Source organism: Campylobacter sp. BCW_4321 (assembly GCF_001763075.1).
GTDB lineage: Bacteria > Campylobacterota > Campylobacteria > Campylobacterales > Campylobacteraceae > Campylobacter_D > Campylobacter_D jejuni.
Window position 1 is genome coordinate 17,623 of sequence record NZ_MJYA01000018.1, and the last position, 26,251, is coordinate 43,873.

At 30.2% G+C, this 26,251-nt stretch carries 26 protein-coding genes and 1 pseudogene; 5 read left to right on the forward strand and 22 right to left on the reverse strand.

Annotation, left to right across the window (positions count from 1 at the left end):
* Positions 1-50: 50 nt before the first annotated feature.
* From AJN58_RS03180 to AJN58_RS03220, 9 genes are read right to left on the reverse strand one after another with little or no spacing between them, the layout of a single operon-like run.
* Complete coding sequence (locus tag AJN58_RS03180; protein WP_053872572.1) at positions 51-803, reverse strand: RluA family pseudouridine synthase; 753 nt, start codon at positions 801-803, stop codon at positions 51-53.
* The gene (gene waaA, locus AJN58_RS03185; protein WP_004305574.1) at positions 784-1,941 is read right to left on the reverse strand and encodes a lipid IV(A) 3-deoxy-D-manno-octulosonic acid transferase; all 1,158 of its coding nucleotides are present in this window, start codon (positions 1,939-1,941) and stop codon (positions 784-786) included. The genes AJN58_RS03180 and waaA overlap by 20 nt, the downstream gene beginning before the upstream one ends.
* On the reverse strand, positions 1,938-2,654 hold the full coding sequence (locus AJN58_RS03190) for a zinc ribbon domain-containing protein (RefSeq protein WP_002888864.1): 717 nt from the start codon (positions 2,652-2,654) through the stop codon (positions 1,938-1,940). Before AJN58_RS03190 ends, waaA begins: the two co-directional genes overlap by 4 nt.
* A 9-nt stretch (positions 2,655-2,663) precedes the next feature.
* The gene (locus AJN58_RS03195; RefSeq protein WP_002932958.1) at positions 2,664-3,389 is read right to left on the reverse strand and encodes a Nif3-like dinuclear metal center hexameric protein; all 726 of its coding nucleotides are present in this window, start codon (positions 3,387-3,389) and stop codon (positions 2,664-2,666) included.
* Positions 3,376-4,239: a glycine--tRNA ligase subunit alpha gene (gene glyQ, locus AJN58_RS03200; protein WP_002852069.1), complete on the reverse strand. Its 864-nt coding sequence runs from the start codon at positions 4,237-4,239 to the stop codon at positions 3,376-3,378. The genes AJN58_RS03195 and glyQ overlap by 14 nt, the downstream gene beginning before the upstream one ends.
* An 11-nt stretch (positions 4,240-4,250) precedes the next feature.
* Complete coding sequence (locus tag AJN58_RS03205) at positions 4,251-4,787, reverse strand: DUF3972 domain-containing protein (protein WP_004305571.1); 537 nt, start codon at positions 4,785-4,787, stop codon at positions 4,251-4,253.
* Between the two features lie 9 nt (positions 4,788-4,796).
* A complete protein-coding gene (purE, locus tag AJN58_RS03210; RefSeq protein ID WP_070274961.1) occupies positions 4,797-5,291 on the reverse strand; it encodes a 5-(carboxyamino)imidazole ribonucleotide mutase in 495 nt (164 codons plus the stop codon).
* Positions 5,292-6,545 carry a peptidase U32 family protein gene (locus AJN58_RS03215; protein WP_044780520.1) on the reverse strand — a complete coding sequence of 418 codons (1,254 nt, stop codon included), beginning with the start codon at positions 6,543-6,545 and terminating at the stop codon, positions 5,292-5,294.
* Entirely contained in the window at positions 6,542-7,237 is a 696-nt protein-coding gene (locus tag AJN58_RS03220; protein ID WP_044794184.1) for a chemotaxis protein, read from the reverse strand. Before AJN58_RS03220 ends, AJN58_RS03215 begins: the two co-directional genes overlap by 4 nt.
* A gap of 202 nt (positions 7,238-7,439) precedes the next feature.
* On the opposite strand from AJN58_RS03220, the gene glnA reads away from it, so the two are divergent.
* Positions 7,440-8,870: a type I glutamate--ammonia ligase gene (gene glnA, locus AJN58_RS03225; protein WP_070233216.1), complete on the forward strand. Its 1,431-nt coding sequence runs from the start codon at positions 7,440-7,442 to the stop codon at positions 8,868-8,870.
* 65 nt (positions 8,871-8,935) lie between these two features.
* Here glnA and flgG read toward each other — a convergent pair whose 3' ends face one another.
* From flgG to AJN58_RS03250, 5 genes are all read right to left on the reverse strand, one after another.
* Positions 8,936-9,727: a flagellar basal-body rod protein FlgG gene (flgG, locus tag AJN58_RS03230; RefSeq protein ID WP_002852142.1), complete on the reverse strand. Its 792-nt coding sequence runs from the start codon at positions 9,725-9,727 to the stop codon at positions 8,936-8,938.
* A gap of 30 nt (positions 9,728-9,757) precedes the next feature.
* Positions 9,758-10,570: a flagellar hook-basal body protein gene (locus AJN58_RS03235; RefSeq protein WP_002854829.1), complete on the reverse strand. Its 813-nt coding sequence runs from the start codon at positions 10,568-10,570 to the stop codon at positions 9,758-9,760.
* Positions 10,571-10,725: 155 nt separating this feature from the next.
* Positions 10,726-11,838 (reverse strand): cell division protein FtsZ, encoded by a 1,113-nt coding sequence (gene ftsZ / locus AJN58_RS03240; RefSeq protein WP_002921956.1) that lies wholly within the window; start codon positions 11,836-11,838, stop codon positions 10,726-10,728.
* 15 nt (positions 11,839-11,853) lie between these two features.
* Positions 11,854-13,242 (reverse strand): cell division protein FtsA, encoded by a 1,389-nt coding sequence (gene ftsA, locus AJN58_RS03245; protein ID WP_079860116.1) that lies wholly within the window; start codon positions 13,240-13,242, stop codon positions 11,854-11,856.
* Positions 13,239-14,729: a peptidylprolyl isomerase gene (locus AJN58_RS03250; protein WP_070233211.1), complete on the reverse strand. Its 1,491-nt coding sequence runs from the start codon at positions 14,727-14,729 to the stop codon at positions 13,239-13,241. The genes ftsA and AJN58_RS03250 overlap by 4 nt, the downstream gene beginning before the upstream one ends.
* A gap of 158 nt (positions 14,730-14,887) precedes the next feature.
* On the opposite strand from AJN58_RS03250, the gene rsmH reads away from it, so the two are divergent.
* Together rsmH and AJN58_RS03260 are read left to right on the forward strand one after the other, a co-directional pair.
* The gene (gene rsmH / locus AJN58_RS03255; RefSeq protein WP_074469948.1) at positions 14,888-15,826 is read left to right on the forward strand and encodes a 16S rRNA (cytosine(1402)-N(4))-methyltransferase RsmH; all 939 of its coding nucleotides are present in this window, start codon (positions 14,888-14,890) and stop codon (positions 15,824-15,826) included.
* Positions 15,826-16,764, forward strand: a complete 939-nt coding sequence (locus AJN58_RS03260) for a hypothetical protein (RefSeq protein WP_070233206.1) — start codon at positions 15,826-15,828, stop codon at positions 16,762-16,764. Before rsmH ends, AJN58_RS03260 begins: the two co-directional genes overlap by 1 nt.
* On the opposite strand, the gene AJN58_RS03265 is transcribed toward AJN58_RS03260, so the two are convergent.
* The 3 genes from AJN58_RS03265 to pta all read right to left on the reverse strand — a co-directional run bounded on the left by AJN58_RS03265 (position 16,752) and on the right by pta (position 20,020).
* On the reverse strand, positions 16,752-17,243 hold the full coding sequence (locus AJN58_RS03265) for a hypothetical protein (protein ID WP_070233204.1): 492 nt from the start codon (positions 17,241-17,243) through the stop codon (positions 16,752-16,754). The two genes, AJN58_RS03260 and AJN58_RS03265, sit on opposite strands and share 13 nt — an antisense overlap.
* A gap of 70 nt (positions 17,244-17,313) precedes the next feature.
* Entirely contained in the window at positions 17,314-18,501 is a 1,188-nt protein-coding gene (locus AJN58_RS03270) for an acetate kinase (protein ID WP_070233202.1), read from the reverse strand.
* Between the two features lie 13 nt (positions 18,502-18,514).
* Positions 18,515-20,020, reverse strand: coding sequence for a phosphate acetyltransferase (gene pta, locus AJN58_RS03275; protein ID WP_083265158.1), 1,506 nt, complete (start codon positions 20,018-20,020; stop codon positions 18,515-18,517).
* An 89-nt stretch (positions 20,021-20,109) separates the two neighbouring features.
* On the opposite strand from pta, the gene flgH reads away from it, so the two are divergent.
* Entirely contained in the window at positions 20,110-20,808 is a 699-nt protein-coding gene (gene flgH / locus AJN58_RS03280; protein WP_052801800.1) for a flagellar basal body L-ring protein FlgH, read from the forward strand.
* 29 nt (positions 20,809-20,837) lie between these two features.
* Here flgH and ispG read toward each other — a convergent pair whose 3' ends face one another.
* On the reverse strand, positions 20,838-21,911 hold the full coding sequence (ispG, locus tag AJN58_RS03285; protein ID WP_070276190.1) for a flavodoxin-dependent (E)-4-hydroxy-3-methylbut-2-enyl-diphosphate synthase: 1,074 nt from the start codon (positions 21,909-21,911) through the stop codon (positions 20,838-20,840).
* A 146-nt stretch (positions 21,912-22,057) separates the two neighbouring features.
* Between ispG and AJN58_RS03290 the strand changes: the two are divergent.
* Positions 22,058-23,453, forward strand: a pseudogene (locus tag AJN58_RS03290) (DUF2972 domain-containing protein).
* 9 nt (positions 23,454-23,462) lie between these two features.
* On the opposite strand, the gene AJN58_RS03295 reads toward AJN58_RS03290, so the two are convergent.
* Genes AJN58_RS03295 through AJN58_RS03310 form a run of 4 tightly spaced genes read right to left on the reverse strand, consistent with a single transcriptional unit; the run spans position 23,463 to position 26,194 of the window.
* A complete protein-coding gene (locus AJN58_RS03295) occupies positions 23,463-25,316 on the reverse strand; it encodes a primosomal protein N' (RefSeq protein WP_074469951.1) in 1,854 nt (617 codons plus the stop codon).
* Positions 25,298-25,735, reverse strand: a complete 438-nt coding sequence (locus AJN58_RS03300; RefSeq protein ID WP_002852324.1) for a prepilin-type N-terminal cleavage/methylation domain-containing protein — start codon at positions 25,733-25,735, stop codon at positions 25,298-25,300. Before AJN58_RS03300 ends, AJN58_RS03295 begins: the two co-directional genes overlap by 19 nt.
* Positions 25,732-25,974, reverse strand: a complete 243-nt coding sequence (locus AJN58_RS03305) for a hypothetical protein (RefSeq protein ID WP_002854947.1) — start codon at positions 25,972-25,974, stop codon at positions 25,732-25,734. Before AJN58_RS03305 ends, AJN58_RS03300 begins: the two co-directional genes overlap by 4 nt.
* Positions 25,964-26,194 (reverse strand): hypothetical protein, encoded by a 231-nt coding sequence (locus AJN58_RS03310; RefSeq protein ID WP_002852327.1) that lies wholly within the window; start codon positions 26,192-26,194, stop codon positions 25,964-25,966. Before AJN58_RS03310 ends, AJN58_RS03305 begins: the two co-directional genes overlap by 11 nt.
* Between the last annotated feature and the right edge of the window lie 57 nt (positions 26,195-26,251).

The following is a 26,251-nucleotide window of genomic DNA, read 5'->3' on the forward strand; positions in this document are numbered from 1 at the left end:
AAAATTTTTAATTAAACCTTGCATTATACAAAATTTTTTCTTAAATGGCTTTAAAAATCTAAATTTTTTATCTCAAAGCCAACTTTTGCAAAACTATTATCTAGCTCAGCCTTAAAATAATAATCAAAAATTTTAATTTCATAACTATGTAAATACATTCTATCGCTTGAAATTTTAGCATATTTTTCATCACCTACAACGCCATGTTTTATAAATTTAGCATGCGCTCTGATTTGATGAGTTCTACCTGTTTGAATGACTATTTTTGCTAAGGTTTTTTTTGACTGCAACATAATAGGAGTAATGATACTTAAGGCACTTAAACCATCTTTTGAAACTTTACTTAATGCTCCACATTTTGCTTTTATGGTAAAAATAGGCTCATTCACTTCAACCTCTTCAGCCAAAACCCCATCTAAAACCGCAATATAACTTTTATAAACTCTGTGTTTTTTAAATTCTTCTATACAAAGCTTTCTAAAATCTTCATCTTTGCAAAGCAAAATCACACCGCTTGTTTCTTTGTCTAAACGATTTAAAAGCTTGGCATTAAATTTTTTCTCCAAGTCTTCACTCACATAAGCGTAAGGTTTATTAATAGCAATAATCTTATCATCTTCAAAAATAATTTGAGGATTTTTGGTTTTTATCACATTAAATCTTGCCTTATCGTTCATCAAAGCTCTAGCAACCACAACTTTTTTTCCATGTGAAAAAACACAACCCTTATCAATCAAATCTTTAGCTTCACGATTTGAAATTTTTTCTTGCAAAGCTAAGAGTTTATAAGCTTTTTCTTGCATCAATTCCCTTTTGTATAGTTTGCATGATAAGATCTAAATTTTCTTTTTTGGAAATTTTAGCTTTTAAATTTAAATAATGGATTTTATCATTTAAATCTTTTAAATTTTCACAAAAATATACATTTTCTACTTCTTCAAACAAAGCCTTTTGATTGTGAATAAATTTCCCGCTGATTAATACATTGTCAAAATATGCCACTTCTATAGGATTATGTCCTCCTATACCTTCTATGAAAGAACCTCCAAGCACAACAACATCAGAAATTGCATAAAAATTTACAAGCTCCCCTAAAGTATCTAAAAGTAAAATTTTTTTAGAAAATTTCTTATTTTCATCTTTTAAAGAACTAAATTTTTCAAATTCTAAACCTTTGTTTAAAAGTAAATTTTCAACTTCTTTAAAACGCTCAGGGTGTCGTGGGGCGATAATGAGTTTTTCATTTTCTTCTAGTTTAAAATGATCAAGTAAAAGCTCTTCTTCATCTTTATGAGTACTAGCAAAAATGATAAGTTTTTCCTTAGGTTTGGTATAAATTTTATTATTTTTAATTTCTAAATTTGCCTTAATATTTTTAAAAATTTTAACATTTTTAGCTCCCAAACTTTCAAGTCTTACTTTATCTAATTCACTTTGAGCAAAAACTTCATCAATATAAGAAAAAATTTTTTTATAAAAAAAAGAAAATTTTTGATAAGAATGATAAGATTTATCAGATATTCTCGCATTAAGCAAAATAATCTTAGCCTTATAAATACGTGCCATAAAAACAAGCATAAGCCAATATTCTGCTTCAAAAATTACCAAAACCTTACAAGGATTAAACCAAAAAGGCAAAAAATTTTCAAAAGCAAGATAATTTACCTTTTTACAAAATTCTTTTGCACATTCAAAACCTGTTTGAGTAATAGTAGTTATTCTTGAATCAAATTTCAAAACCAAAGCTTTAATACTTCTTACCTCCCCGTAAGAACAAGCATGAAAATGTACATCAGCTTTTTCTTGATGTAAATTTTTATAAAGAAAAAATCGAGATTTTAAACTAATTTTGTATTTGGATTTTAAAAAAGAAAGCAAAAGAATAAAGACGGCACAAAATAAAAATGCCGTCCAAGTTAAAAAATAATAAAAAAAGATCAATTTTGCTCTTCTTGCTCTTTATAAAGAATTCTTCCACAATGAGGACAAGTTACAATCTCTTCACCTTTTACAACAGACAGATAAGTCTTATCGTAAATTTTCATAAAACATCCATAGCATGCTTGTTTTTTAACAGGAACTACAGCAGTATTTTTCGCCCATTTGCGAATTTTCTCATAAAAACTTAAAACTTTTTGATTCATCTCGCCCACAAGTTTGGTTTTTTTATCATAAACACTCATTCTATCTTTTTCAAGAACTTCCATTTCAGATTTAATGCTTACTCTAATCTCATTAATATTTTGCTCTTGTTTGATTTTTTCTTCTTCAAGTTCTTTTTTATAAGTTTCTTTATTCTCTAAAATTTTATCTAGTCTTACAATTTCATCATTTGCAGCGTCTAATTGCTCTTTTGCAATATCTTCTTCAATTTTTAAAGCATTAGCTTCTTTTTCTGTTTTTACTGCACCACTTTTTTTAGAAAGCTCTTTAATTTTTGCTGAAAACTCGGAAATATGAGCATTATTTTGCACTTTTTGATTTTCTATATCTTTAATTTCTTCATCGATTTTTTCTAAATCTGTGTTGATTTTTCCTATTTTTAACTCAGCATCTTTTAAAGTCTTATTAATACTGTCTATTTTTGGTTCATAACTATCAATTTCTTGATCTATTTTTGATAAAAGCACTAATTGTTCGAGATATTTATTCATTTATTTTCCTTAAAAATATTGAAATGGATTTTTTGAAACTGTTATTATAACTTGTAGCGGCAAATTTTTCAAGTCTTTTGCTAAACATTGAGAAAAATATCTCTCACTTTCAAAATGACCTAAATCAATAAGACTGATTTGATTACTAAGCGCCTCTAAAGCTTGATGATATTTAAAATCTCCACTTAAAAAACAATCCGCATCTACTTTAGAAATTAAATCCCCGCCACTTCCAGTACATATAGCAATACGCTTAATGTCTTTTTTACCACAATCACTTACACGTAAAATTTGTAAATTTAACTTTTTTTTCACCCAGTCACACAAAGCTTCAAAAGACATAGAATTTTCTACATAAATCAAAAATTCGTCTTTAAAAGAAATTTTAAAACCTAAAATTTCTTCCGCAAAATAAGTATTTAAATGACTTAAATCGTAATTTGTATGCATGCTGATTAAAGAAATATTTTTACAAATCATTTCTTTAATAAAAGCCCTAGGATAAGCCTTATCATACAAATTTTTTAAACCTTTAAATATCAAAGGATGGTGTGTGATAATTAAAGAATTTTCACTCGCTTCTTTAATGATATTTTCATCAATATCTAAACTTAAATAAACAGTTGAAATTTCACTATCCCTATCTCCAAGCAAAATTCCACTATTATCCCATGATTCTTGGATATTAAAGGGACTTAATTGATCTAAAAAATTATAAATTTCACTCAGCTTCATTTAAATTTTTCTTATAAATTTCAGCACAATTTTTTGAAAGCTCACGAATTTTTAACATATAATCTTGTCTTTGTGCTACAGAAATTGCTCCTCTTGCATCTAAAAGATTAAAAGTATGTGCAGCAAGCATACAATAATCATAAGCAGGTAAAGCTAGTCCTTGTTCTAAAATATTTTTACATTCTTTGTAAGAATTTTCAAACTGCTCATTTAAGATTTTAACATCACTTACTTCAAAATTGTATTTACTAAATTCATATTCACTTTGCTTATGCACATCTGCGTATTTAATTTTTTCTCCATTAAATTCACTCCAAACTATATCATAAACATTATCAACATTTTGAAGATACATGGCTATTCTTTCAAGGCCATAGGTAATTTCAGCACTTACTAAATCTACTGCTATACCGCCAACTTGCTGAAAATAAGTAAATTGAGTAACCTCCATACCATCAAGCCATACTTCCCAGCCTAAACCCCAAGCACCCAAACTTGGACTCTCCCAATTATCTTCAACAAAACGAATATCATGACTTTTTAAATCAAAACCCAAATTTTCAAGACTTTTAAGATATAATTCTTGAATATTATCAGGGCTAGGTTTAATCAAAACTTGAAATTGATAATAAGCACCTAAGCGATTAGGATTTTCACCATAACGTCCATCAGTAGGCCTTCTACTTGGAGCCACATAAGCAGCTGCCCAAGGTTTTTTTCCTAAACTTCTTAAAAAAGTTGCTGGATGAAAGGTTCCTGCACCTGCTGGCATATCATAAGGTTGCATAATCGCACAACCTTGCTCTTGCCAATAATTTTGTAAATTAAGTATCATTTGTGAAAAAGTCATTGTATCTCTCTTTATCGTTCCATATTTTCAATAGGTTTTTCTAAATTTTTATTCATTTCCAAATCAGGCTCTGTCTTAGCTCCAAAAATTTCTGCAGTTTTACTCCACATTAATTTATATTTACGTTTGAGAAATTCTATCTCTTCACGCGCATGTTTTAACTCATTGTTTAAGGTTTCTATAGTTTTTCTATCTTCATCATAAAGTTCTTGCATAGAATAAAGAGCATCTTTTAAAAATTTATTCTCATTTTTTAATGCTTCAAGTGTTTCATCTTTAGCATCTAAAACTTTTTCATGTAAATTTAAAATAGTTCCTATTGTTTTTTCAACAAAACTTTCCCCTGCTAAAGTCATTGAATTTACCATTGCAGGTTGAGATTTTGCAGCACTAGGCACCACACTAAAAGTACCTTGATGAGCTTCGATGTAAATTTTACCCTCTTCTTCTTTAAAATTTAAAGCCCCATTAGCCATCATACCTTTAACCACATCTTCATTTAAATGCACAAGTTTACAAAATTCTTCAAGTTCAAGATAGGTTTGCATTTTTATCCCTTATAATAAAACTTCTACTTCTTTTGAATCAGATACAAGTTTTTTTTCTTTTTCAAGACGATCTTCTTTAAGTTTTTGTGCTAAATCAACATCATAAATAGCTAAAATTTGCATAGCCAAATAAGCAGCATTGATTGCTCCAGCCTTACCAATAGCTAAAGTTCCTACAGGAATTCCACTAGGCATTTGCACCGTAGAAAACAAAGAATCCATACTTGCAAGATTACTTCCTGGCATAGGCACTCCTAAAACAGGTTTTGTGGTATAAGCTGCAACAGCTCCAGCCAAATGCGCTGCCATTCCAGCTGCTGCTATAAAAACTTTCGCACCTTTTTCTTCAGCATTTGTAATATACTCTTTTGTTCTTTTTGGGCTACGATGAGCTGATGAGATAATAAGTTCATACTTTACCCCAAAACTTTCTAAAGTTTTAGCAGCCTCTTTCATAGTCTCATAATCACTCTTGCTTCCCATTAAAATAGAAACAAAATTCATCTATATTTCCTTTCTTAAAAAACTTAATGCACTGATTTTACTTGGTAATTGAATTTCATGTTCATTACCGCTATGAATTTCACTAAATTCTTTATTGTTTTTAGCAATGAGTTTTTTAAACTCTATAAAATATTTATCCTCTTTTTGATAAATTTTACCTAGTTCATTGTCACAAGTTTGAATCACATCGCCTAAAGGAGCTAAAATTTCATAAGGCGTGTTTAAAACGATTTTTCCTTTGCATTTAAAAAAGCTTCCATCTTCGCTTATAGCATGCACTTGATGAGAGCCTTCTTCTATGCTTGTATTATGATTTTGTGTGTCGGTTTTTTCTAAAGGACGCGAAACAAGATAGCCATCTGTAAAACCACGATTCTTAAGCGTAGCAATCTCTTTTTCATACTTGTTTGACTCAAACTTACCCTCTAAAACATCCTGTATAGCCATTTTATAAGTTCTTGTTGTAAGCGCAACATAATATTCGCTTTTGGTGCGTCCTTCTATCTTAAAAGCACTGATACAATTTTCTTGCATGATTTTTTCTATATAAGAACAAAGATTTAAATCTTTGGAATTAAAAACATGAGTACCATTTTCATCTTCTTCTAAACGAAATAAAGTACCATTTTCTGGATTTTTAGCATAAAGCTCATAATTAAATCTGCAATCATTTGCACAAGATCCACGATTACTCATTCTTCCACTTTGCACAGAGCTTATTAAACAACGCCCAGAATAAGCAAAACACATAGAACCATGCACAAAGGCTTCAAGTTCAATATCGCAATTTTCTTTTAAAGCTTTAGCATCTTTAAGCCCTAATTCTCTCGCAATTACAACCCTTTTAGCGCCCATATCCTTATAAACTTGAGCATCTAAATAATTTAAAATATTCGCCTGAGTAGAAACATGTAAAGAAATTTCAGGTGCAAGCTCTTTAACAAGACGCATAGTTCCAACAGAAGCTACAATAAAAGCATCGGGTTTCATCTCACGTAATTTTAATATATGTCTTTTTAAGCCTTCAATTTGAGAGCTTAGATGAAAACCATTTAAAGTGACATAAATTTTTTTACCACGCTCATGGGTATATTTAATAGCTTCTTCAAAACTTTCATAATTAAATTCTCTTGCAGTACGTGATCTTAAAGAAAAATTATTCACACCCGCATAAACCGCATCTGCACCATAAGCTAAAGCAATTTTTAATTTTGTGAAATTTCCTGCAGGAGCTACTATTTCAGGAATGATCATTTTTGCCCTAAACTTGCAATTAAAGCTTCTATATCATCATTACTTACAACATCAGTAGTGCTATCACCTTCAATATGCACTGCAGAACTTACACGTTTTTTATCATCAATTTTACCTTCAAATAAAGAACTCATATAACGGCTTAAAGCACGCATTACATTAATAACACGTTCGATTTTTTGACGATGTATATCTTGATACTGCATTGCATCCATTGCCATCATCACTTCATCTTGTCCGCTTTGAAGATTTCCGACAATCTCCCTAGAACTTTTTTTAGCTTGATTGTTTAATTCTAAAGCTTCACTGAAACTTTCTACATTAGGAAATTTTTCATTAAGTTTGGAAAAAATATCAATATTTTTTTCTATTGCTTTATTTATTTCTTTGAGTAAACTTTCAGAATCCGCAAAAAAATTATTAATACTTTCAAGCTTATCCATCATTTCCGTTGCTTTAAGCTCGCTATCTTTTGTAACATCATCTAACTGATGTACAACTTTATGTTCCTGATTTGGTGGGGGTGGTGGCCATACTACACTAGGATTAGGTTTGTAATCAGCTATTTTGACATCTTCTAACATCAAAGCATCTTCTTCGGTATTCGATTCTTCGGTTTTTACCTCTGCTTCTGTCTCTGAATCAAGATCAACATCACCATTCATCAAAGCATCAAGCTCTTCTTGAGTCATTTTTTTCCCTTTTTTAAATCTAGATTTTCAATAATTGCTTAAAATTATAATCAATTTTATCTAAAACAAAAATATAAATTTTTATTTTTTAATCTTTTTAAATTAAATTTTTAAATTTATTAAAAAAAATATATTAATTAAATCTTAATTAAAAATTTTAAGATATAATTTTATAAATTTAATTACATAAAGGAGTAAAAATATGGGAAAATTTGTTAATAATATAGATGATTTTTTCAAATTTTGCAAACAAAATGAAGTGCTTTTTGTTGATTTTCGTTTTACAGATATGATAGGAACTTGGCATCATATTACCTATAATCTTCATGCAATCAATGAAGAAACATTTCAAACTGGCATTCCATTTGATGGAAGCTCAATCCATGGATGGCAACCTATAGAAAAATCAGATATGATTTTAAAACCTGATGCTCAAAGTGCTTTTTTAGATCCTTTTACAGCTGATCCTACTATCATAGTATTTTGTGATGTGTATGATATTTACAAAGGACAAATGTATGAAAAATGTCCAAGAAGCATAGCAAAAAAAGCAATGGAACACCTTAAAAATAGTGGCATAGCTGATACTGCTTACTTTGGACCAGAAAATGAATTCTTTGTTTTTGATAGTGTAAAAATAGTTGATACTACTCATTGTTCTAAGTATGAAGTTGATACCGAAGAAGGAGAGTGGAATGATGATAGAGAATTTACCGATAGCTACAATACTGGACACAGGCCAAGAAACAAAGGTGGATATTTTCCAGTTCAGCCAATTGATTCTTTAGTAGATATTCGTTCTGAAATGGTTCAAACCCTTGAAAAAGTAGGTCTTAAAACTTTTGTTCATCATCATGAAGTTGCACAAGGACAAGCTGAAATAGGAGTAAATTTTGGCACGCTTGTAGAAGCAGCTGACAATGTTCAAATTTATAAATATGTTGTAAAAATGGTAGCTCATTTAAATGGCAAAACTGCCACTTTTATGCCAAAACCTTTATACGGAGATAATGGCAATGGTATGCATGTTCATATGAGCTTATGGAAAGATGGGGTAAATTTATTTTACGATAAAGATGGATACAGTGGACTTAGTCAAACTGCTATAAATTATATAGGTGGAATTTTAAAAAATGCTAGAAGTGTCGCAGCTTTTACAAATCCAAGTTCCAACTCTTACAAAAGAATAGTTCCTGGCTTTGAAGCTCCTTGTATTTTAACTTATTCTTGTCAAAACAGATCAGCAAGTTGTCGCGTTCCTTATGGCATAGGTAAAAATTCAGCTCGTATAGAAATTCGCTTCCCTGATAGTACTGCTAATCCTTATTTAGCTTTTGCTAGTCTTTTAATGGCAGGGCTTGATGGAATCAAAAATAAAACCATTCCTGTAGGTCCTATGGATGAAAATTTATTTGATCTTACTTTGGATGAAATACGTGAAAAAGGGATAGAGCAATTACCACATACTCTAAGAGGAAGTTTAGAAGCTTTAATCCGACATAATTCTTATTTAAAACCTGTAATGAGCGATATTTTTATCGATGACTATCAGCATTTAAAATTTGAAACACAAGTTTGGCCAGTAGAAGCTCGTCCAACTGCTTATGAATTTAAAACTTGCTACTCTTGCTAAAAATTTAATGGCGTTTAACACGCCATTAAACTAAAAAAGAATTAAAAATATTTATTTTATATCAACTATCGCTTAAGTTGATTTACAATTCCTAGCATATCATCACTTGTTGTAATTGCCTTAGAACCCGCTTCATAAGCCCTTTGTCCTGTGATAAGATCTGTCATTTCTTCAACAAGCTGAACATTACTAAGTTCTATAAATCCATGTCTTATTGTTCCAAGTCCATCTTGTCCTGCTATACCCGCAACAGGTGCACCACTTGCTCCTGTTTCAAGATAAAGATTATCACCCATAGAATGAAGACCCGCTGGATTTATAAACTGAACTAGCTCCACTTGGCCAATTTGAGTTTCTTGTTGCTCCCCTGGTAGCATTACAGAAACGGTTCCATCTGTAGCAACATTAATTGCTGTTGCGCCTTCAGGTATTGTCATTTCAGGTAAAAGTCTATAACCATCTGAATTTACAATATTGCCTTCATTATCTTTTGTAAATTGCCCATTTCTAGTATATCCTATAGTGCCATCAGGAAGTTGTATTTGAAAAAACCCATTACCTGCAATAGCCATATCAAGACCATCAGTACTTGTTGATTTTAAATTTCCTTCAGTAAAAACTTTAGTTACTGCTGTTGGACGCACACCCACACCCACTTCTATACCCGAAGGAGAAAGAGTAGTAGCTGAAGTTGAAGTTCCTGCATACTTCATAACTTGATACATAAGATCAGCAAATTCTGCGCGACTTTTCTTAAAACCTGCTGTATTAACATTGGCGATGTTATTTGAAGTAACATCAATTTGTGTTTGCTGCGCTACCATTCCCGTAGCAGCAGTATGAAGTGATCTCATCATTTTTAATCCTTTTTTTTATTTTATTTTAAATTATTTAACAGCTGCAAGCTTATTGATAGCTTCTTGATTTAAGTCATCCATATGAGCTGTCATAACTTTTTGATACATTTCTACCATTCTGTTTGCTTCAATCAGTCCTACCATTTCAGTAACTGGATTAACATTTGATCCCTGAGAAAAACCTTGGCGAATAGCATTGGAGTTTTCCAAATCTCTAATGCGGGTTAGATCATCTATTTTATAGACATTATCCCCATCTTTTTGCAAAGCTCTTATATCATCTACTTGTGCTACAAATAATCTTGCATTTTGAGCTCCATCAACCTCAATGCTTCCGTTTTTATCAACGCTAATTTGAACAGCACCATTAGGAATGCGTATGCCAGCATTCTGAGGATTATTAAAATAATCACTACTTAATACCTTGTATCCTTGCTTATTTACCAAATAACCCTCATCATCAAGTTGAAAATTTCCATCTTTAGTTAATCTTACTTCTCCATCTTTGGTTTGAACCAAATAAAAAGCATCTTCTCTAGTCATTGCCAAATCCAAAGGATTGTTTGTGGCCTTTAAAGAACCTAGGCTAAAATCCGTATATTCTTGAGAAACTTGCGGGATTCCATCTATTGTAGTATTTACAAAACGAGATGCATCTCTTGTGTGATTTTCTATAGGCAACTCATCCTGAGTTTCTTTAAAAATCCTTTTAAAATCTGCAATAACCACATCATCTCTTTTGTATCCACTTGTATTAATATTGGCAAGATTATTAGTAATCACATCAAGTTTATTAAACTGAGTTACCATTCCACCAGTTGCTTGATAATATCCATTTTGCATATTTTCACCTATAAAATTAAGATTTTATAGCTATAAAAGCAAAGAGTGTTCCAACTTTTAAAAACAAAGAAAAATAAATATTTGAAAGATTATTAGGAGAGAAATTTAAACTACAAAAAGCAAGATTTGACTCAATCTTGCTTTAAAAATCAATTTTAATCCATTTGACGACGCAAGAAAGTTGGTGTTTCAATTTGCGCCATTATCTCTTCATCGTAACCACCGCTTACCTTTTTAAGACTTAAATAAGGATTTTTCCTAGAAGCTTGAGCTTCTTCGGTAGATTTTTTAGCTACTGTATCTTTATCTTCAAATCCTGTCGCAATAATAGTTACTTCAACTCTATCTTCCATGCTATCATCTGTGGTAGAACCAAAAATAATCTTAGCATTTTCATCAACAATTTCTTGTATACTATTTGCTGCTGCCGAAATTTCAAACAAAGAGCAATTAGAACTTGTTTTAAAATGTAAAATAACTCCCTTGGCACCCTTAATATCCATTCCATCAAGCAAAGGAGATTCTATAGCGTTTGAAAGGGCCTCTTCTATAGCATTTTCACCACTAGCACTACCAACACCCATAAGCGCGAGTCCGCGATGACTCATGATGGTTCTTACATCCGCAAAGTCAACATTAATATCTCCATTATCAAGCAAGATAGACACCATACCTTTTACAGCACGAGCTAAAATATCATCAACCAATCTAAAAGCATCTTTAATGCCTGCTTTTTTATCAATAATGCTCAATAATTTTTCATTTTGAATTACAAGAATAGAATCACTTTCTTTTTTAAGCTCAAGGAGACCGCTTTCAGCAAGTTTTTTTCTTTGTTTTCCTTCGAATGCAAAAGGCATAGTTACAACAGAAACAGTTAAAGCTCCAATCTCTTTAGCTGCTTGTGCAATAACTGGAGTGGCACCCGTTCCAGTACCTCCACCAAAACCTGAAGCAATAAATACAATATCACTTTGACTAAGACTTGCTTTTATTTCTTCAAAACTTTCTCTAGCACTTTCTGCGCCTACTTCAGGAAGCATACCAGCGCCTAAACCTTTAGTTTTTTTCTCGCCAAGTTGAATTTTAGTTTTTGCTAATGAAATTGAAATAGCTTGTGCATCAGTATTTGCTGCAATTAAATCAAGATCATTTAATCCCATTTTAACCATATGGTTGATCATATTACCGCCACCGCCACCGCAGCCTATAACCTTAATTTTTGCACCTTTATTATGTTGCATTTCTTCTACTAAAAATTCACTCATAAAAATTTCTCCTTGTTAAAATTGATTCATAATTTTATGCCAGATATTTGAAAAAACGCTAGGTTTTTTTTCTTTTGGCTCTTTAAAATCTAATTGTTCTTGTATTGCAATTGTATCATTTTCTTGCAAATTTTCATCAAAAAAATCAGATTTTATTTCACTTTCTGCATCTTTTTGCAAAACAATATCTTGTTTAATTTGACGATTAAAATTTTCAATTTCCCCTTTATATCTTAATTTTTCATTAGAATCAAGTTCATAAGGCGTAAAATACCCTGCTCCATATAAACAAAGTCCTATAGCACAAGTATTTTCAGGATCATTAAAAATTTCACTAAAACCAGTAATCAAATCTTTTCTTGCAGTAGCCAGTCTAACTGAGCGATTATCAAATGTTGCAGGAGCTAGCTCATCAATACCTGCTAACTTAGTCATTCCACCTGTTAAAACAACTCCACCACCTATAGCATTGGCATAACGATTATCACTTAAGATTTTTGCCAAAATCATCAAAGTTTCTTCCGCTCTTGCATAAATTACGTTTGAAATAATATCCAAAGAAACTTCATTAACCTTTCTTTCATCGCCCATTGAAGGAATTTGTATAAGGGTGTTAGGCTGTTGCGAAAGAGCTGCATAATTAAGCTTGATTTTTTCTGCTTCTTTTAAAGGTGTATGCAATGCCATTGATAAATCTTGGGTGATATTAATCGAGCCAATTTGCAAACAATCATTGTATCTAATTGAATTTCCAGTATGAACAACCATATCACAAATCGCTCCACCCGTATCAATCAAAACAGCACCTAATTCCTTTTCGCTATCATCTAAACAAGCTATAGCTGAAGCATATCCTGAAAGAACTATATTATCCACTCTTAAATCAGCTAATTCAACTGCTTTCTTAAGATTTTTAATATGAGATTCTTGTGAAATCACTATATGGGTTGAAACTTCTAAACGATTGCCACTCATTCCCAAAGGATCATCAACATGTTCAAGATCATTAACCTTAAAATTATAAGGCAAAACATGGATAATTTCATAACCACTTGGTAGATTGGCAGTATGCTTAGCTGTACTTACAGCACGATGAATTTCTTTAATGCCTATTTCATGATTTGGAATATTAACAACACCTATGCTATCAACGCTTTTAGTATAAGCACCTGATATAGACACCACAACCTTATCATAATGAACTCCGCTCATCATCTCAGCACTTCTAACAGCTTCTTCAATAGATTTAGAAGCAAGCTCTATATTGGTAATGGCACCTTTTTTAACCCCGTTGGTTTTCGACTTGGAAAAACCAATAATTTTTAATCCATCTTCATCTTTTTGAGCAATAATGGCACAAGTCTGGGTTGAGCCTAAGTCAATTCCTAATATATTCAAAATCAATTCCCTTTATAATAAATTTTTATCGGATATATCTTTTTAAGTTCATCAACAAGTTCTTGCTTAAGCTCATTTGCTTTTAAATTTCGCAAATTTTGTTCAAGCATAGTTTTGTATTGTTCAAATTTATCGGAGTTCATATCTAATTTTTGTTTATTTATTTTATATAATATTGCTTTATTGTCATTAATGATCACATAAGAACTATTTTGATCAGTATTAAATACATTCATTAAAAAATAAGCAAATTCAGAATCATTTAATATCTTATCACTAGGCTTTACACTCTCGCGAGAACTATCTCGACTTACAAAGCCTATATCATCGCCTTTAAAATTTATTAAACTATTTTTGGCTTTTTCTTCTAAATTTTTTCTAGCTTGTTCGCTTAAATACATAGGTAAAACTTCTTCTCTAGCTTCTTCAAAAGTTTTATTTCTTATAGGATCTACTTTATTTAGTTTAACTATGATATATCCGTTATTATAAGGTGCTGGTCGTAAAACATCTCCATTTTTAGCTTTATTCAAAAGATCAATTGGATAATAAACATCAGATTCACTAATATTTTGATCTTTTTGAAAATTATCTTTCCCATTTTTTAAATCTAAAAATTTAGCATTAGCCACATTCTTTAGTTGCATTAAGGCGTAATCTTTAGCAACTTCATTTTTAGCAGACTGAAAATCCATTACTTTACCTGCAAAATCTTTATATTTTAGTTTATTTTCATCTTGATTATAAAATTTTTCTAATTCTTTGTCGTCAATTTTCTCATTGTTAACTGGCAAAAAATAAGTTGAAATTTCATATATTTTTTTAGTTTTATAATCTTCTTTATGTTTATTCCAAAGCTTTTTTAAATCCTCTTCATTAATCTTAATATTTTTTTTGTCATAATCAATTTTTGCAATACTTAAAGCATCTTGCATGAAATAACTAGAAGCTAACATTTTTAATTCCTCATCTTTGCTAGGAATATTAAAAATTTGATTAAGTTTATCGGTAATTACTTCATTTGCAAGTTGTGTTTCATAATCTTTTGGAGTTAAATTATTGGCATTTAAAAGTTTATAATAAATCGTTTTGTTAAAATCCCCTGTAGGATCTTGAAATTCTCTAGTATTTGCAAGTTTTTGTAAAATTTCATTCTCGTTTACGCCAATACCCAAATCTTTAGCAAAATTTAACAAAAGCTTATCTTCAACAAGAGAGCTTAAAGCTATATTTTTAATGCCTAGTTGCTCAGCATTTTCTGGAGTTAAAGCACCATTGCTAATTTGATTATAATAACTTAAAATTTGTCTATATCTAGTATCAAATTCGCTAAAACCTATCTTTTCATTTCCTACGGTTGCAACACTCGAACTTCTATTGAGATTAAAATCATAAGCACCCCAACCTAAAAAGCCAGCGCCAACAAAAGCTATAGTACTAACCCATATAGTAACAACAAGATATTTTTTGTGATGTTGCATCCAAGTAAGCATATCATTCCTTGATTAAATTTAAACTAGATATTGTATCGTAGAAGTGTTTAAGTGGAGTTTAATTATAAAATTTTTACCAAAAAATATTTGTTCTTTAAATTTTATGATTTTTACAATGAAATTTAGTTATAATTATAGCTTATAAAAATTTATTAGGATTGATTTTGGAAATTCCTCATATCCCAGTTTTGCTTAATGAAGTTCAAGAGATTTTTAAAAATCTTAAAACAGGTTATTTTTTAGACTGCACTTTAGGATTTGGCGGACATAGTGAAGCTTTGCTTAAAAATCATCCTGATCTTAAATTCATTGCTTGTGATCAAGATCAACAAGCTTTAGAATTTTCTAAAAAACGTCTTAAAGATTTTCACAATAGGATAACTTTTATACAAAGTAATTTTAGTGAAGTTTTAGAAAAAATTTCACATAAAGAAGAATTAAGAGGCATTTTAGCAGACATTGGAGTTTCTTCATTTCAACTCGATAATAACGAAAGAGGTTTTAGTGTAAATTCTGACTTTTTGGATATGAGAATGAATCAAAACTCCAAAATATCGGCTTATGAGATTATTAATGCTTATACAAAAGAGCAATTAACTTCCATTTTTAAAGATTATGGAGAATTGCACGATGCACATTTTATTGCTGAAAAAATTTGCCTAGAAAGAAGTAAAAATCCAATCAAAAGCGCCAAGGAACTTTATCAAATCATAGGAAAAGGCAAACAAAATCATAGAAAAATTTCCAAAGCCACTTTAGCATTTCAAGCCATTAGAATAGAAGTAAATCAAGAACTTAAAGTGCTTAAAGATTTTCTTGGGCATTTAGAAAATTTAAAACCAAAAAATTGCATTTTAGCAATCATTAGTTTTCATTCTTTGGAAGATAGAATAGTAAAAAATTTTTTCAAAAAATGGTCAAAAAACTGCATTTGTGATGAAAAAATAATGCGTTGCGAATGTGGAAATAACCATAGCCTAGGGCAAATAATAACCAAAAAAGCTATAAGTGCAAGCAAGGAAGAACTTTTAAAAAATTCTCGCTCTAGTTGTGCTAAAATGCGGGCTTTTTATTTTAATAATTTGGACAATAAATAATGCTAGAAGATGATTTTATAAAAGAACGCCAAAACATACGCCAAAAAATGCTGAAATTTTCTCGTGCTATAAATCAAGGCAAACCGCTTGATGATGACTTAAGAAATGAAATTTCTAGCGATGATATTTTAAGACGTCGTTTTAAAAAAAAGACTCCTAATAAATTCTTAGAAGAACTCGATGAAGAGTATGAGTCAAAACATACCAAAAAATCAAATATATATTTAAAAGAAGATCTGATCAATGTTAAATTAGAAGAAAAGCAATCTCTTGCTAAAAAAATTTTTTCCAAAATGAAAGAAAGAAAAAAAGAAGAAAATAAAAAAACTAAAAAGATTTTTTCGTTTGGAAGAAAAAAAATAAACGAGATAAAAAATATTCAAACCAAACCAAAAATTCAAACAAAAAATGATCAAAACCCTATCCAAGATAAAAAAGAAAAAAAAGAATCTATAAAATCTATAGAAAAAATTCAAAAAACTGAGCCTAAAATACAAAATTCCCAAACTATAGAAAAACGACCTGATATTAAAAAACAACCCGATATTAAACAAAGTTTGGAAAATTTACAAAAAAAGATAACACCACAAGAAAATAAACAAGAACTTCCAAAACCATCCAATCAAGCCCAAGAAAAACAACAAAATGATGAAGATGCTCAAAAGGCAAAAAATGTTTTATTAGAAGGCTTCTCTAATGCCACCAAAGAAGATAGAAACCTAAATTTCAATCATCTTCTTTTTGCGGCTTTACTTGTTAGTTTTGCGTTATTTTTATTTGCTCCACAAATTTATATTAGAAATCAAATTTATTATCTTAGTAGAGAAATTGCTACATTAAGAACAGAAGAAAGCGTTTTAAACGAAGAAAATAAAGATTTAAAAAGAAGACTTGAAAATATGCGATTCCAAAATCAAATTTTAGATTATTTAGAATGAATAATCTTATCTAAAACATACTGCTCTAAATTTGCTTTTGGAATTTCTTCTTTTAAGGCTTCCCTATAAATTTCACCTGCCATTATAGAGTATTTTTCATAAGCAAAATAAGGGAAATGCAAAGCCCAGGCTTTTTGTATTATTTTTTTTGAGATTATTTTGCGAGTATAAACTTTAAAAATATCATATCCTATAAATACACAAGCAGTAACCATAACAGCACTCACTATGCTTATATGAAAGTCAAGTTTTGTTAAAAAATAATGAGTAATTAAAAGCAATGGCAACAAAACCACAGCACAAAAAACACCAAAATAAATATAAGAATTTAGAATTTTGAAATTAAAATTTAGCTTAGAAGGATCTACAAGCATACCGTCATTAAAAAGTGCATTTGCCTCTAATAAATCCTTCACTAAAACAGGTTGTTCTGATACTTTAAATAAAAAACGAAGGCTAAATTCTTTAAATTTTTTCATAATCCACGCTTTATTTTTTAATTAAAATTTTATCTAAAGAAAATTAATTTTTACTAAATATAAACCTCTTTCAATTGCTTATTAATTCTTCTGTGATTCTAGCGATTTCTAATTCTTCATCTGTAGGAATAACAAGCACTTTAACTTTAGAATTGGCATGATTTATCATTCTTTCGCCCGAAATCCTTTGTTTGTTAAGTTCAAAATTTAACTCGATACCAAGATGAGCTAATCTCTCACATACTTTTTGTCGAACCAAACTATCATTTTCTCCTATACCACCTGTAAAAATAATAGCATCGGTTTTTGGCAACACAGCAAAGTAGGATCCTATATATTTTACAAGACGATAGCAAAACATATCAAGAGCCAAACGTGCTTTATCATTACCTTGTTCTATCTCTCGTTCTATATCTCTAAAATCATTATAACCGCAAATTCCATATACTCCGCTTTTTTTATTCATCAGTGTATCTATTTCTTCTATAGTTAAACTTTTAATATGGCTTATAAAAGGTAAAATAGCAGGATCTATATCCCCGCAACGCGTTCCCATAATAAGTCCTTCAAGCGGAGTAAATCCCATAGAAGTATCCACACTTTTACCTTTTTCTATAGCACATACACTTGCACCATTTCCAAGATGAGCAGAGATAACATTTAATTCATCTTGATCTTTTTGAAGAAATTTTGCCGCTCTAGAACTAACATAAGCATGGGAAGTCCCATGAAAACCATATCTTCTAATATTATGCTTATCATAAAAATCATAAGGCAAAGCATACATATAAGCAAAATCAGGCATAGTGCGATGAAAAGCTGTATCAAAAATAGCTGCATTAGCAACACTAGGTGCAGCTTTAATCATTGTTTTTATACCTGCTAAATGGGCAGGATTATGCAAAGGAGCAAAAATACTAACCCTATCTATCTCTTTAAGAACATAGTCATCTACTAAACAATGCTCACTTAAATTTCTTCCCCCATGAACTATACGATGACCACAGCCATCAAGAGCATTTAAATCCGCTAAAATTCCTGATTCTTTAAAAAGCTCATTAACTATACTAAGTCCTTCTTCGTGATTATTTATTGTTAATTCTCTTTCAAAACTTTCATTATTTAAAACATTTTTTAATATAACTTTTGAATTTTGCTCTCCGATTTTCTCTACTAAGCCACTGGCTTTAACGATTTTATTATCAAAAAATTTAAATTTAATCGATGAAGAACCTGAATTTAAAACTAAAATTTTCATTTATTATTCCTTTCTATTGAGCTTGTATAGCACTTAAAATAACAGTATCTACAATATCATCTACCAAACATCCACGACTTAAATCATTAACAGGTTTTTTAAGACCTTGTAAAATAGGACCGATTGCTAAAGCATTAGCGGTTCTTTGAACTGCTTTGTAACAAATATTTGCTGCATTAAGATCAGGAAAAATATATACATTTGCATGGCCTGCTATCTTAGAATTTGGCATTTTCTTTGCCGCAGTCTTTAGATCATAAGCGCAATCAAACTGCATAGGACCATCTATATTTAACTCAGGGTATTTTTCTTTAGCAATTTTTAATGCTTCTTTTACAAGATCTACACTTTCCCCTTTACCGCTATCACCACTAGAATAAGAAAGCAAAGCTATTCTTGGTTCAAGTCCAAAAGATTTAGCAGTCATAGCACTTACATAAGCACTAGTTGCAAGCTGTTCAGCAGTTGGACTTGGATTTACAGCACAATCCGCAAAAGCTAAAACTTGATCTTCAAGCCCCATAAAGAAAATTCCCGAAACAGAACTAATACCTTCTTTGGTTTTAATAAGCTGCAATGCAGGGCGAATTGTTTCAGCCGTAGTAGTTGATGCTCCACTAACCATAGCATCAGCTTTTCCAGTATGTATAAGCAAAGTTCCAAAATAAGTTTTATCCTGAACTAGCATCTTAGCCTCTTCTAAACTCATTCCTTTAGATTTTCTTGCCTCATAAAGAATGGAAGTAAATTCTTGATTATATTCTGAATTGAGCGGATTCATAATTTGTATAGTACTTAAATCAAGACTTAATCTAGCAGCATCTTGTTTGATTTTTTCCTCATCACCCAATAAAATAAGATCAACAACTTTACTTTTTAATAAAATTTCAGCAGCTTTTAAAATTCTCTCATCATTACTTTCTGGCAAAACAACAGTTTTTTTATTTTTTACGCTTTGTTTAATCAATTCATATTTAAAACGATGCGGAGTTATAAAATCATACTCTTCAAGCTTTTGCACTTCTTTAAAATTAAATTTTTCATTAATCAAAACATAATTACGACCATCTAGGGCATGATCGAAATATTTTTGAGCTATAAGTTTATCTTCATCGTTAATAATAGCAGCGATAGGGGTATTAAGATTTTTAGCCAATTTTATACTAAGATCAAATCCATCAAGTATTCCAAATTCGCAAAAGCTATTTACAAGCACAAAATCGTATTTGCGTTTTAACTCTTCGTATTCTTCTAAAATAACATTAAAAAAATTATGAGGATCTTTGCTAAATTCCTCCATTGCCTCTCTAAAGGTAAAACCATAAGCGCTTTTTACAGTTTGATTGATATTAAATTCTTCCAACCAACCTTGCAAAACAGGGACGCGATGTATGTATATTACAGGGCAATAAATTGCGATATTTTTGTAAATTTTGCTATAATTTTTAAGCAAATTTGTACTAATAATAGTATTTAACTCATCACTTCTAGATCTCATCAAATAAAGATTTGCCATCATTTTCTCCTTGAATTTATAAATGTGGAACACTCTTTGCTTTTTCTAATTTTAACAAAGAAAAATAAAAATTCATATTTTAAAGGACGAAAATGAAAAAAGTTTTATTTTATGTGTTACCGTTTGCATTTTTTGGTTGTTCTGCAACGGTTGATCCGCAAATTTCAATGAAACCACCTGCTTATGTAGAAGAACTTGCACCAAAACAAAGTAATAATGTAGAAAGTGCACCAGGATCGCTTTTTGGCAAAGGGGATAATCCTTTATTTTCAGATAAAAAAGCTATGAATGTAAATGATTTAGTTACAGTTGTTATACAAGAAAGTACCACTCAAAGCACACAAGCTAATAAAGCAACAAGTAGAACTAATACCTCAAATTTAGGCGGAGGTGCTTTAACAGGAAGTTCAGGAGTGGTAGCTAATGCTCTTAATAAAGTCAATGCTTATTCTAATATAGGCTTTCAAACCAATAGTTCAAACAACTACACAGGAACAGGCTCACAAAGCAGAAATGAAAGTTTCAAGACTACAATTTCAACGCGTGTAATTAAAATTTTATCAAATGGTAATTATTTTATCGAAGGCTCAAGAGAGCTTTTAATCAACGGAGAGAAACAAATCATACAATTAAGCGGTGTTATTCGTCCTTATGACATCGGTCAAGACAATACTATAGATAGTAAATATATAGCAGATGCTAAAATTCTTTATAAAACAGAAGGTGAAGTGGATAGAAGCACAAGAAAACCTTGGGGTAGCAAAGTTATAGAAGCGATATGGCCATTCTAAAAGCAAGGTTAAACCTTGCTTCTTAGCTTTTATTCTTTTACAGTCCTACTTTTAACCTCATCTTCAACTTCAGCTAAAAATCTATCTACAAGTTCACTTTCTTTTAATTTAGCTACAACTTCACCATGTCTTATAACAAGTCCTTGATTTTTCCCAAAGGCTATAGCCACATCAGCGCCCTTAGCTTCACCTAAAGCATTTACTACACAACCCATAACACTGATATTTAAAGGTTCTTTTATATGCTTGGTTTTTTCTTCTACGATTTTAATCGCGCTTAACAAATCACTTTGAATCCTACCGCAAGTTGGACATGAGATGATATTTACTCCGCTTTTTTGCACTCCACTATCTTGCAAAATCGCTCTTGCTACACGAATTTCCTCTTCAAGCTCACCCGTCATAGAAACACGCATAGTATCGCCTATACCTTTAAGAAGTAAATTTCCTAAAGCTATAGAACTTTTTACAGTGCTATGAAATTTAGTTCCTGCTTCAGTTACCCCTAAGTGAAAAGGATAATCACAAAGCGGTCTTAATCTCTCATAAGCTTCTATAGTTTTTTGAGCATCTGAAGTCTTCATGGAAATTTTAATATCAAAAAAGTCTAAATCCTCTAAAAGCTTGATATTATACATCGCACTTTCTAGCATAGCATCGACACCATAGCCAAATTTATTGCTAAATTGTTTTTCTATGGAGCCGTGATTTACACCGATGCGTATAGGGATACCCTGTTCTTTACATGCTTTTACCACTTCTTTGATATTTTCTTTAGAACCTATATTGCCAGGATTTATACGCACTCCATCGATAAATTCAGCACAATATACAGCCAAATTATGATTAAAATGAATATCTACAATTAAAGGCAAAGGACTTTTAGCTTTAATCTCTTTTAAAGCCCTTGCATCGGCCATATCCAAGCACGCCAAACGCACTATATTTGCTCCTGCAAAATAAAGACGATTGATTTGCTCTAAAGAACCTTCTATATCTCTTGTCTTAGTAAAAAGCATAGATTGAACTGAAATGGGTGCATCACCGCCTATTAAAACATCTCCTACTTTGATTTGTCTGGTTTTGAATCTTTTATACTCCATAACTTCACTCTTTAAAAAAATTTTAATATCAAATTTTAACTTTTTATTGCTTTAATTAAAGTTTATTTTTGATAATATATTTAAATTTCATGATATTTAAATATTTATGAATTATATATAAATTAAATACAATTAAAAGAGATTATATGCAAAATCTTTTACTCTATATAAAAAATAACCTAACTCCAACCCTAGCTCAAATTCTTTTACAAGCTTTAAAAAATTCAAATAATGAAAAATTTTTTACCTTTGTTTTGAAAAATATTGAAACAATTTGCACTTGGCTCAATTCTAGCGAATTTAAGAATAGATATTTATCAACAAAACATCCTTATCCACCTTTAATCAATCCTAATTTCATAGAAATAGATGCTAGTCGACATTGTGCAGAATTAGCCTGGGATTTAAATTTACCCCTACCTAAACACTATAAATTTATCTATATTTCTCCACATGGCGTTGGAGCAGCAGCATTTTTAAGATACCTTAATCAATGTTGCGATGTAACTTGTTTTGCCTCCTGGGTTTTACCACCTGATGCCAAAGAAAGATATTGTCTTAATTACATGTGTCTAAATGACAATACGATTACTCAATATGCTATTAATATATCAGAAATTAATCTACCTTATTTTGATAAATATCTATCTTTATTGGATTTTAACTCTAAAATTATTTGCGGAGTTCGCGATCCAATAGGAATTTTAAAGCACAACTGGGGAAGAGATTGGAGTAAAGTTTTAAGAAACTATCCCTCTGAATTTAATCTAACTTATGATTGGCGTTATTATATTGACTATCTTACTCATCAAAATCATAAAATTAAAATCGATATAAACGAACTACAACAAGGAGTTTTTATCATCTCTTATTTATTAAAATATTTTAACAAAGACAATGTATACTATCTTGATATGGAAGAAATCCGTCAATCAAAGGCCTTTGATACTATGAATTTGCTTGCTATAAATTTTAATTTTACCCCCCCCCCATAAAGATAAATTAGATTTATTTAAAATTAAAGAATTTAGAGGTTATATTCGCTATCTTTTTCCTATCACACTCTATGCAAATTCTAAAGATATTAATAACACCTTTTATATTAATACTCCTAAAAATAATAAAAATTTCAATATTGATAAAACTTCTAGCATTCCCATAATTTTAGACAGAAAACATATCAATCATGAAAAAATAGACATAATACAAGAAATTATAAAAAACGACCTATGTAATGATATGGGTGTATATATTGATAAAAATGATTTTAAACAATTAGAACAAAACAATCTTTTATTTTCAACAATTAAACATTATTTGTATGATTTTTTATATCAAATTAAAATAACCATAGATGAAACAGAATCAAAAATGATGAAAGAAAAAGATGTAATAGATTATTTTATAAAAAATAAATCACTTATTTATACTTTTTTTAATATTTTTGAAAATGAACTAAATCATTTAAAACAAACACATCCTCATATTATTGACTCTTGGAAATATTATAAAGAATTTGAAAAGATATACAAAGATAAATAATTATCTTACTTACACAAAATCAATAGGATCAATATCCGCACTTACATTTTTAAATTGCAAAATATAATTTTCAATTGCCACTAAAGCTTTATAATTTTCACTTCTAAGCAATAAATAAAAACGATATTTTCCATGCAGCATTTCAACTCCACAAATTCCATAGCCTACCAATTCTACTTGTTTGATATTTTTAAATTGATAGGCAAGTTTTTCGCAGAGCTTTTGTGAGGATTGTTGATCTTTATCTTCTATAAGAACTCTTAAAAGGCGTTTAAATGGAGGGTAAAGATCTTTTCTATTTTCTAACTCATCTTTTAAAAAAGCATCATAATCCTCTATATACTTTTCAAAAAAAGCTCTATTTTTTGTTTGTAAAAGCACTCTTGCTTCACCTTTACGCCCTGCCCTACCTGCAACTTGCATAGCTAAAGCTAAAGTTTCTTCACTCGCTCTAAAACTAGGACGCAACAAATACTCATCAAGTCCTAAAATCACACTCAAATCCACACTATGATAATCATGCCCTTTAGCAAGCATAGAGGTGCCAATAAGTATATCGATCTTATTTTCATTAAAGTCTTTTAAAATAGTATTAAGCTTTTTAACGCTTGTGATTTCATCGCTATCAAATTTTGCTATTTTTGCTAAAGGCAAAGCATTTTGCAAAAGCTCTAAAAGTTCAGCAGTCCCCATTTTTCTAGCTTCTAACATTTCTCCTTTACAACTTGGACAATTTTGCTCTATTAAAGAAGTATAATTACAATAATGACATTTTAAAACATTTTTCTTTTTATGCATACTCATAGCAATAGAACAAAAAGGACATTTTATCGTTTCTCCGCAATCCTTGCAAATGATTTGCCTAAAATTAGCCCTTGTAGGTAAAAACACTATAGCTTGTTTTTGATGTTTTAAACTTTTTTCTAATTCGCTTAAAAGCATAGGTGTTATACCAAGCTCATTTTCATCATATAAAAAATGTTTTTTGCTCTCAAAAAAAGTTCCTTTTAGTCTAAAACTTTTTTGTTTGTAAAAACTCGTCAAAGATGGGGTTGCAGAACCTAAAACCACTTTAATATTATTTTTTTGACCCAAAAAAAGTGCTAAATCTCTTGCATTGATAAAAGGCTGACTAGAAGCCTTGTAAGAATTATCATGTTCTTCATCTACTACAATAAGTCCTAAATTTCTAAAAGGCAAAAACAAAGCCGATCTTGCACCCGCTACTAAAAGCACTTCTCCCTTGCAAAAACGCTCTAAATATTCTTGCTTTTTTTTCTTTGAAATTTTAGAATGCCACAGGAAAAAATTATCCTTAAAATACACTTCCAAACGCTTTTTCATTTGTGGAGTAAGTGCGATTTCTGGCATCAAAAGCAAAGCTTGCTTACCCTGTTCCAAACACTCTTTTATCAAAGAAATATAAATTTCAGTCTTGCCACTACCCGTATCAGCAAAAAGCAAGGAATTATTTTCTTTTTGAAGAAAACTTAAGGCATTTTGTTGTTGATTGCTTAGCTTAGGGGTATCTTTAAAAAACATTTTTTGACATTCATACTTAGGACTAGTTTCAAAAAATCCCAAAACAAAACCAAGTTTTGAAGCATAATAATAAACAATAAAATTTGCTAATTCAAATTGCAAAGGAGTTAGAAAATACCCTGTAATTTCTTTAATTTCTACGGTTTTAAAATCAGGTTTTTGACATTCTTTAAGCACGATAGCTTTAAGGTTTTTTTTAGTTTTTAAATCCACTAATACTTGTGTTAAAGGTTTGATTTCATCAAAACTATGAAAAGTTAAATTATCCAAATACAAACCACAAATTGCAAGTTCATAATATCTTATATCAAATCTTTGCATCTAGAACTTCCTATACACTTTAACAAACCTTCTTTAGAATCATAAATAAATTCAACCATCTCTTTGGCGTTTAATGCAAATCTATAGTGATTTTTACCTATTTTTATCCAAGATTTAAAATCAGAATAAATAGGCGTATCAAGCAAAGAATAATCACAATCATTTAAACAATAAAAGAGTTTTTCTTTGGCTTGATTGTTTTGCGCATTATCTAAAATTTCTGGAAAATTTAAATTTTTAAGTCTCATTTGACTACGCATTAAAGCAAGAGCCGAGCTTAGCATTTCATAGTCCATTTTTAATTTTAAAATTTTAACCTCATCTTTTGTAGTATTGATAAAAGATAAAGATAAGCTTGATAAAATTCCCAAAATCAAAATCACAAAAACAAGCTCAAGCAGAGTAAAAGCTTTATTCATTTTGTCGGGAGTTCTTCATTGATTGCTTTTATTAGTTTCTTAAGTTCTCTTTCTAAAATATAATTTTCATAACTTTTTTTAACAAACGCATCTACAAAGCGTTTAAGTTCTATTTTTTTTGTACCGCCAGAAATCAAAGCGATATCATCTTCTAAAAAATTTGCAAATTCTTCACTGCACTTAACAATGAAATCTTTTGCATTGACATTAACAATGACTTGTTTTAGATTATCTGCCAAGAACAGCCTCTATTTTCTTATAAATATCTTCGCTTTCTATATTGCGAGATTTAAGTTCTTCTTCTAAACGCATGATTTGATTACTTTTTGCTTCATTTTGTGCTTTAACGCTTACAAGCTCATTTCTTAAAGCCTCATTGGCTTCGCAAACTTCGTTATACTTTTCAATTAATTCATTTACTTTATCTGTCATAGTATTGATTATTTTTTCATCAAACATATTTTTGCCTTCTTAAGAAATTTGTAATTTATGGAAAATATTATTTGATATTGTAGC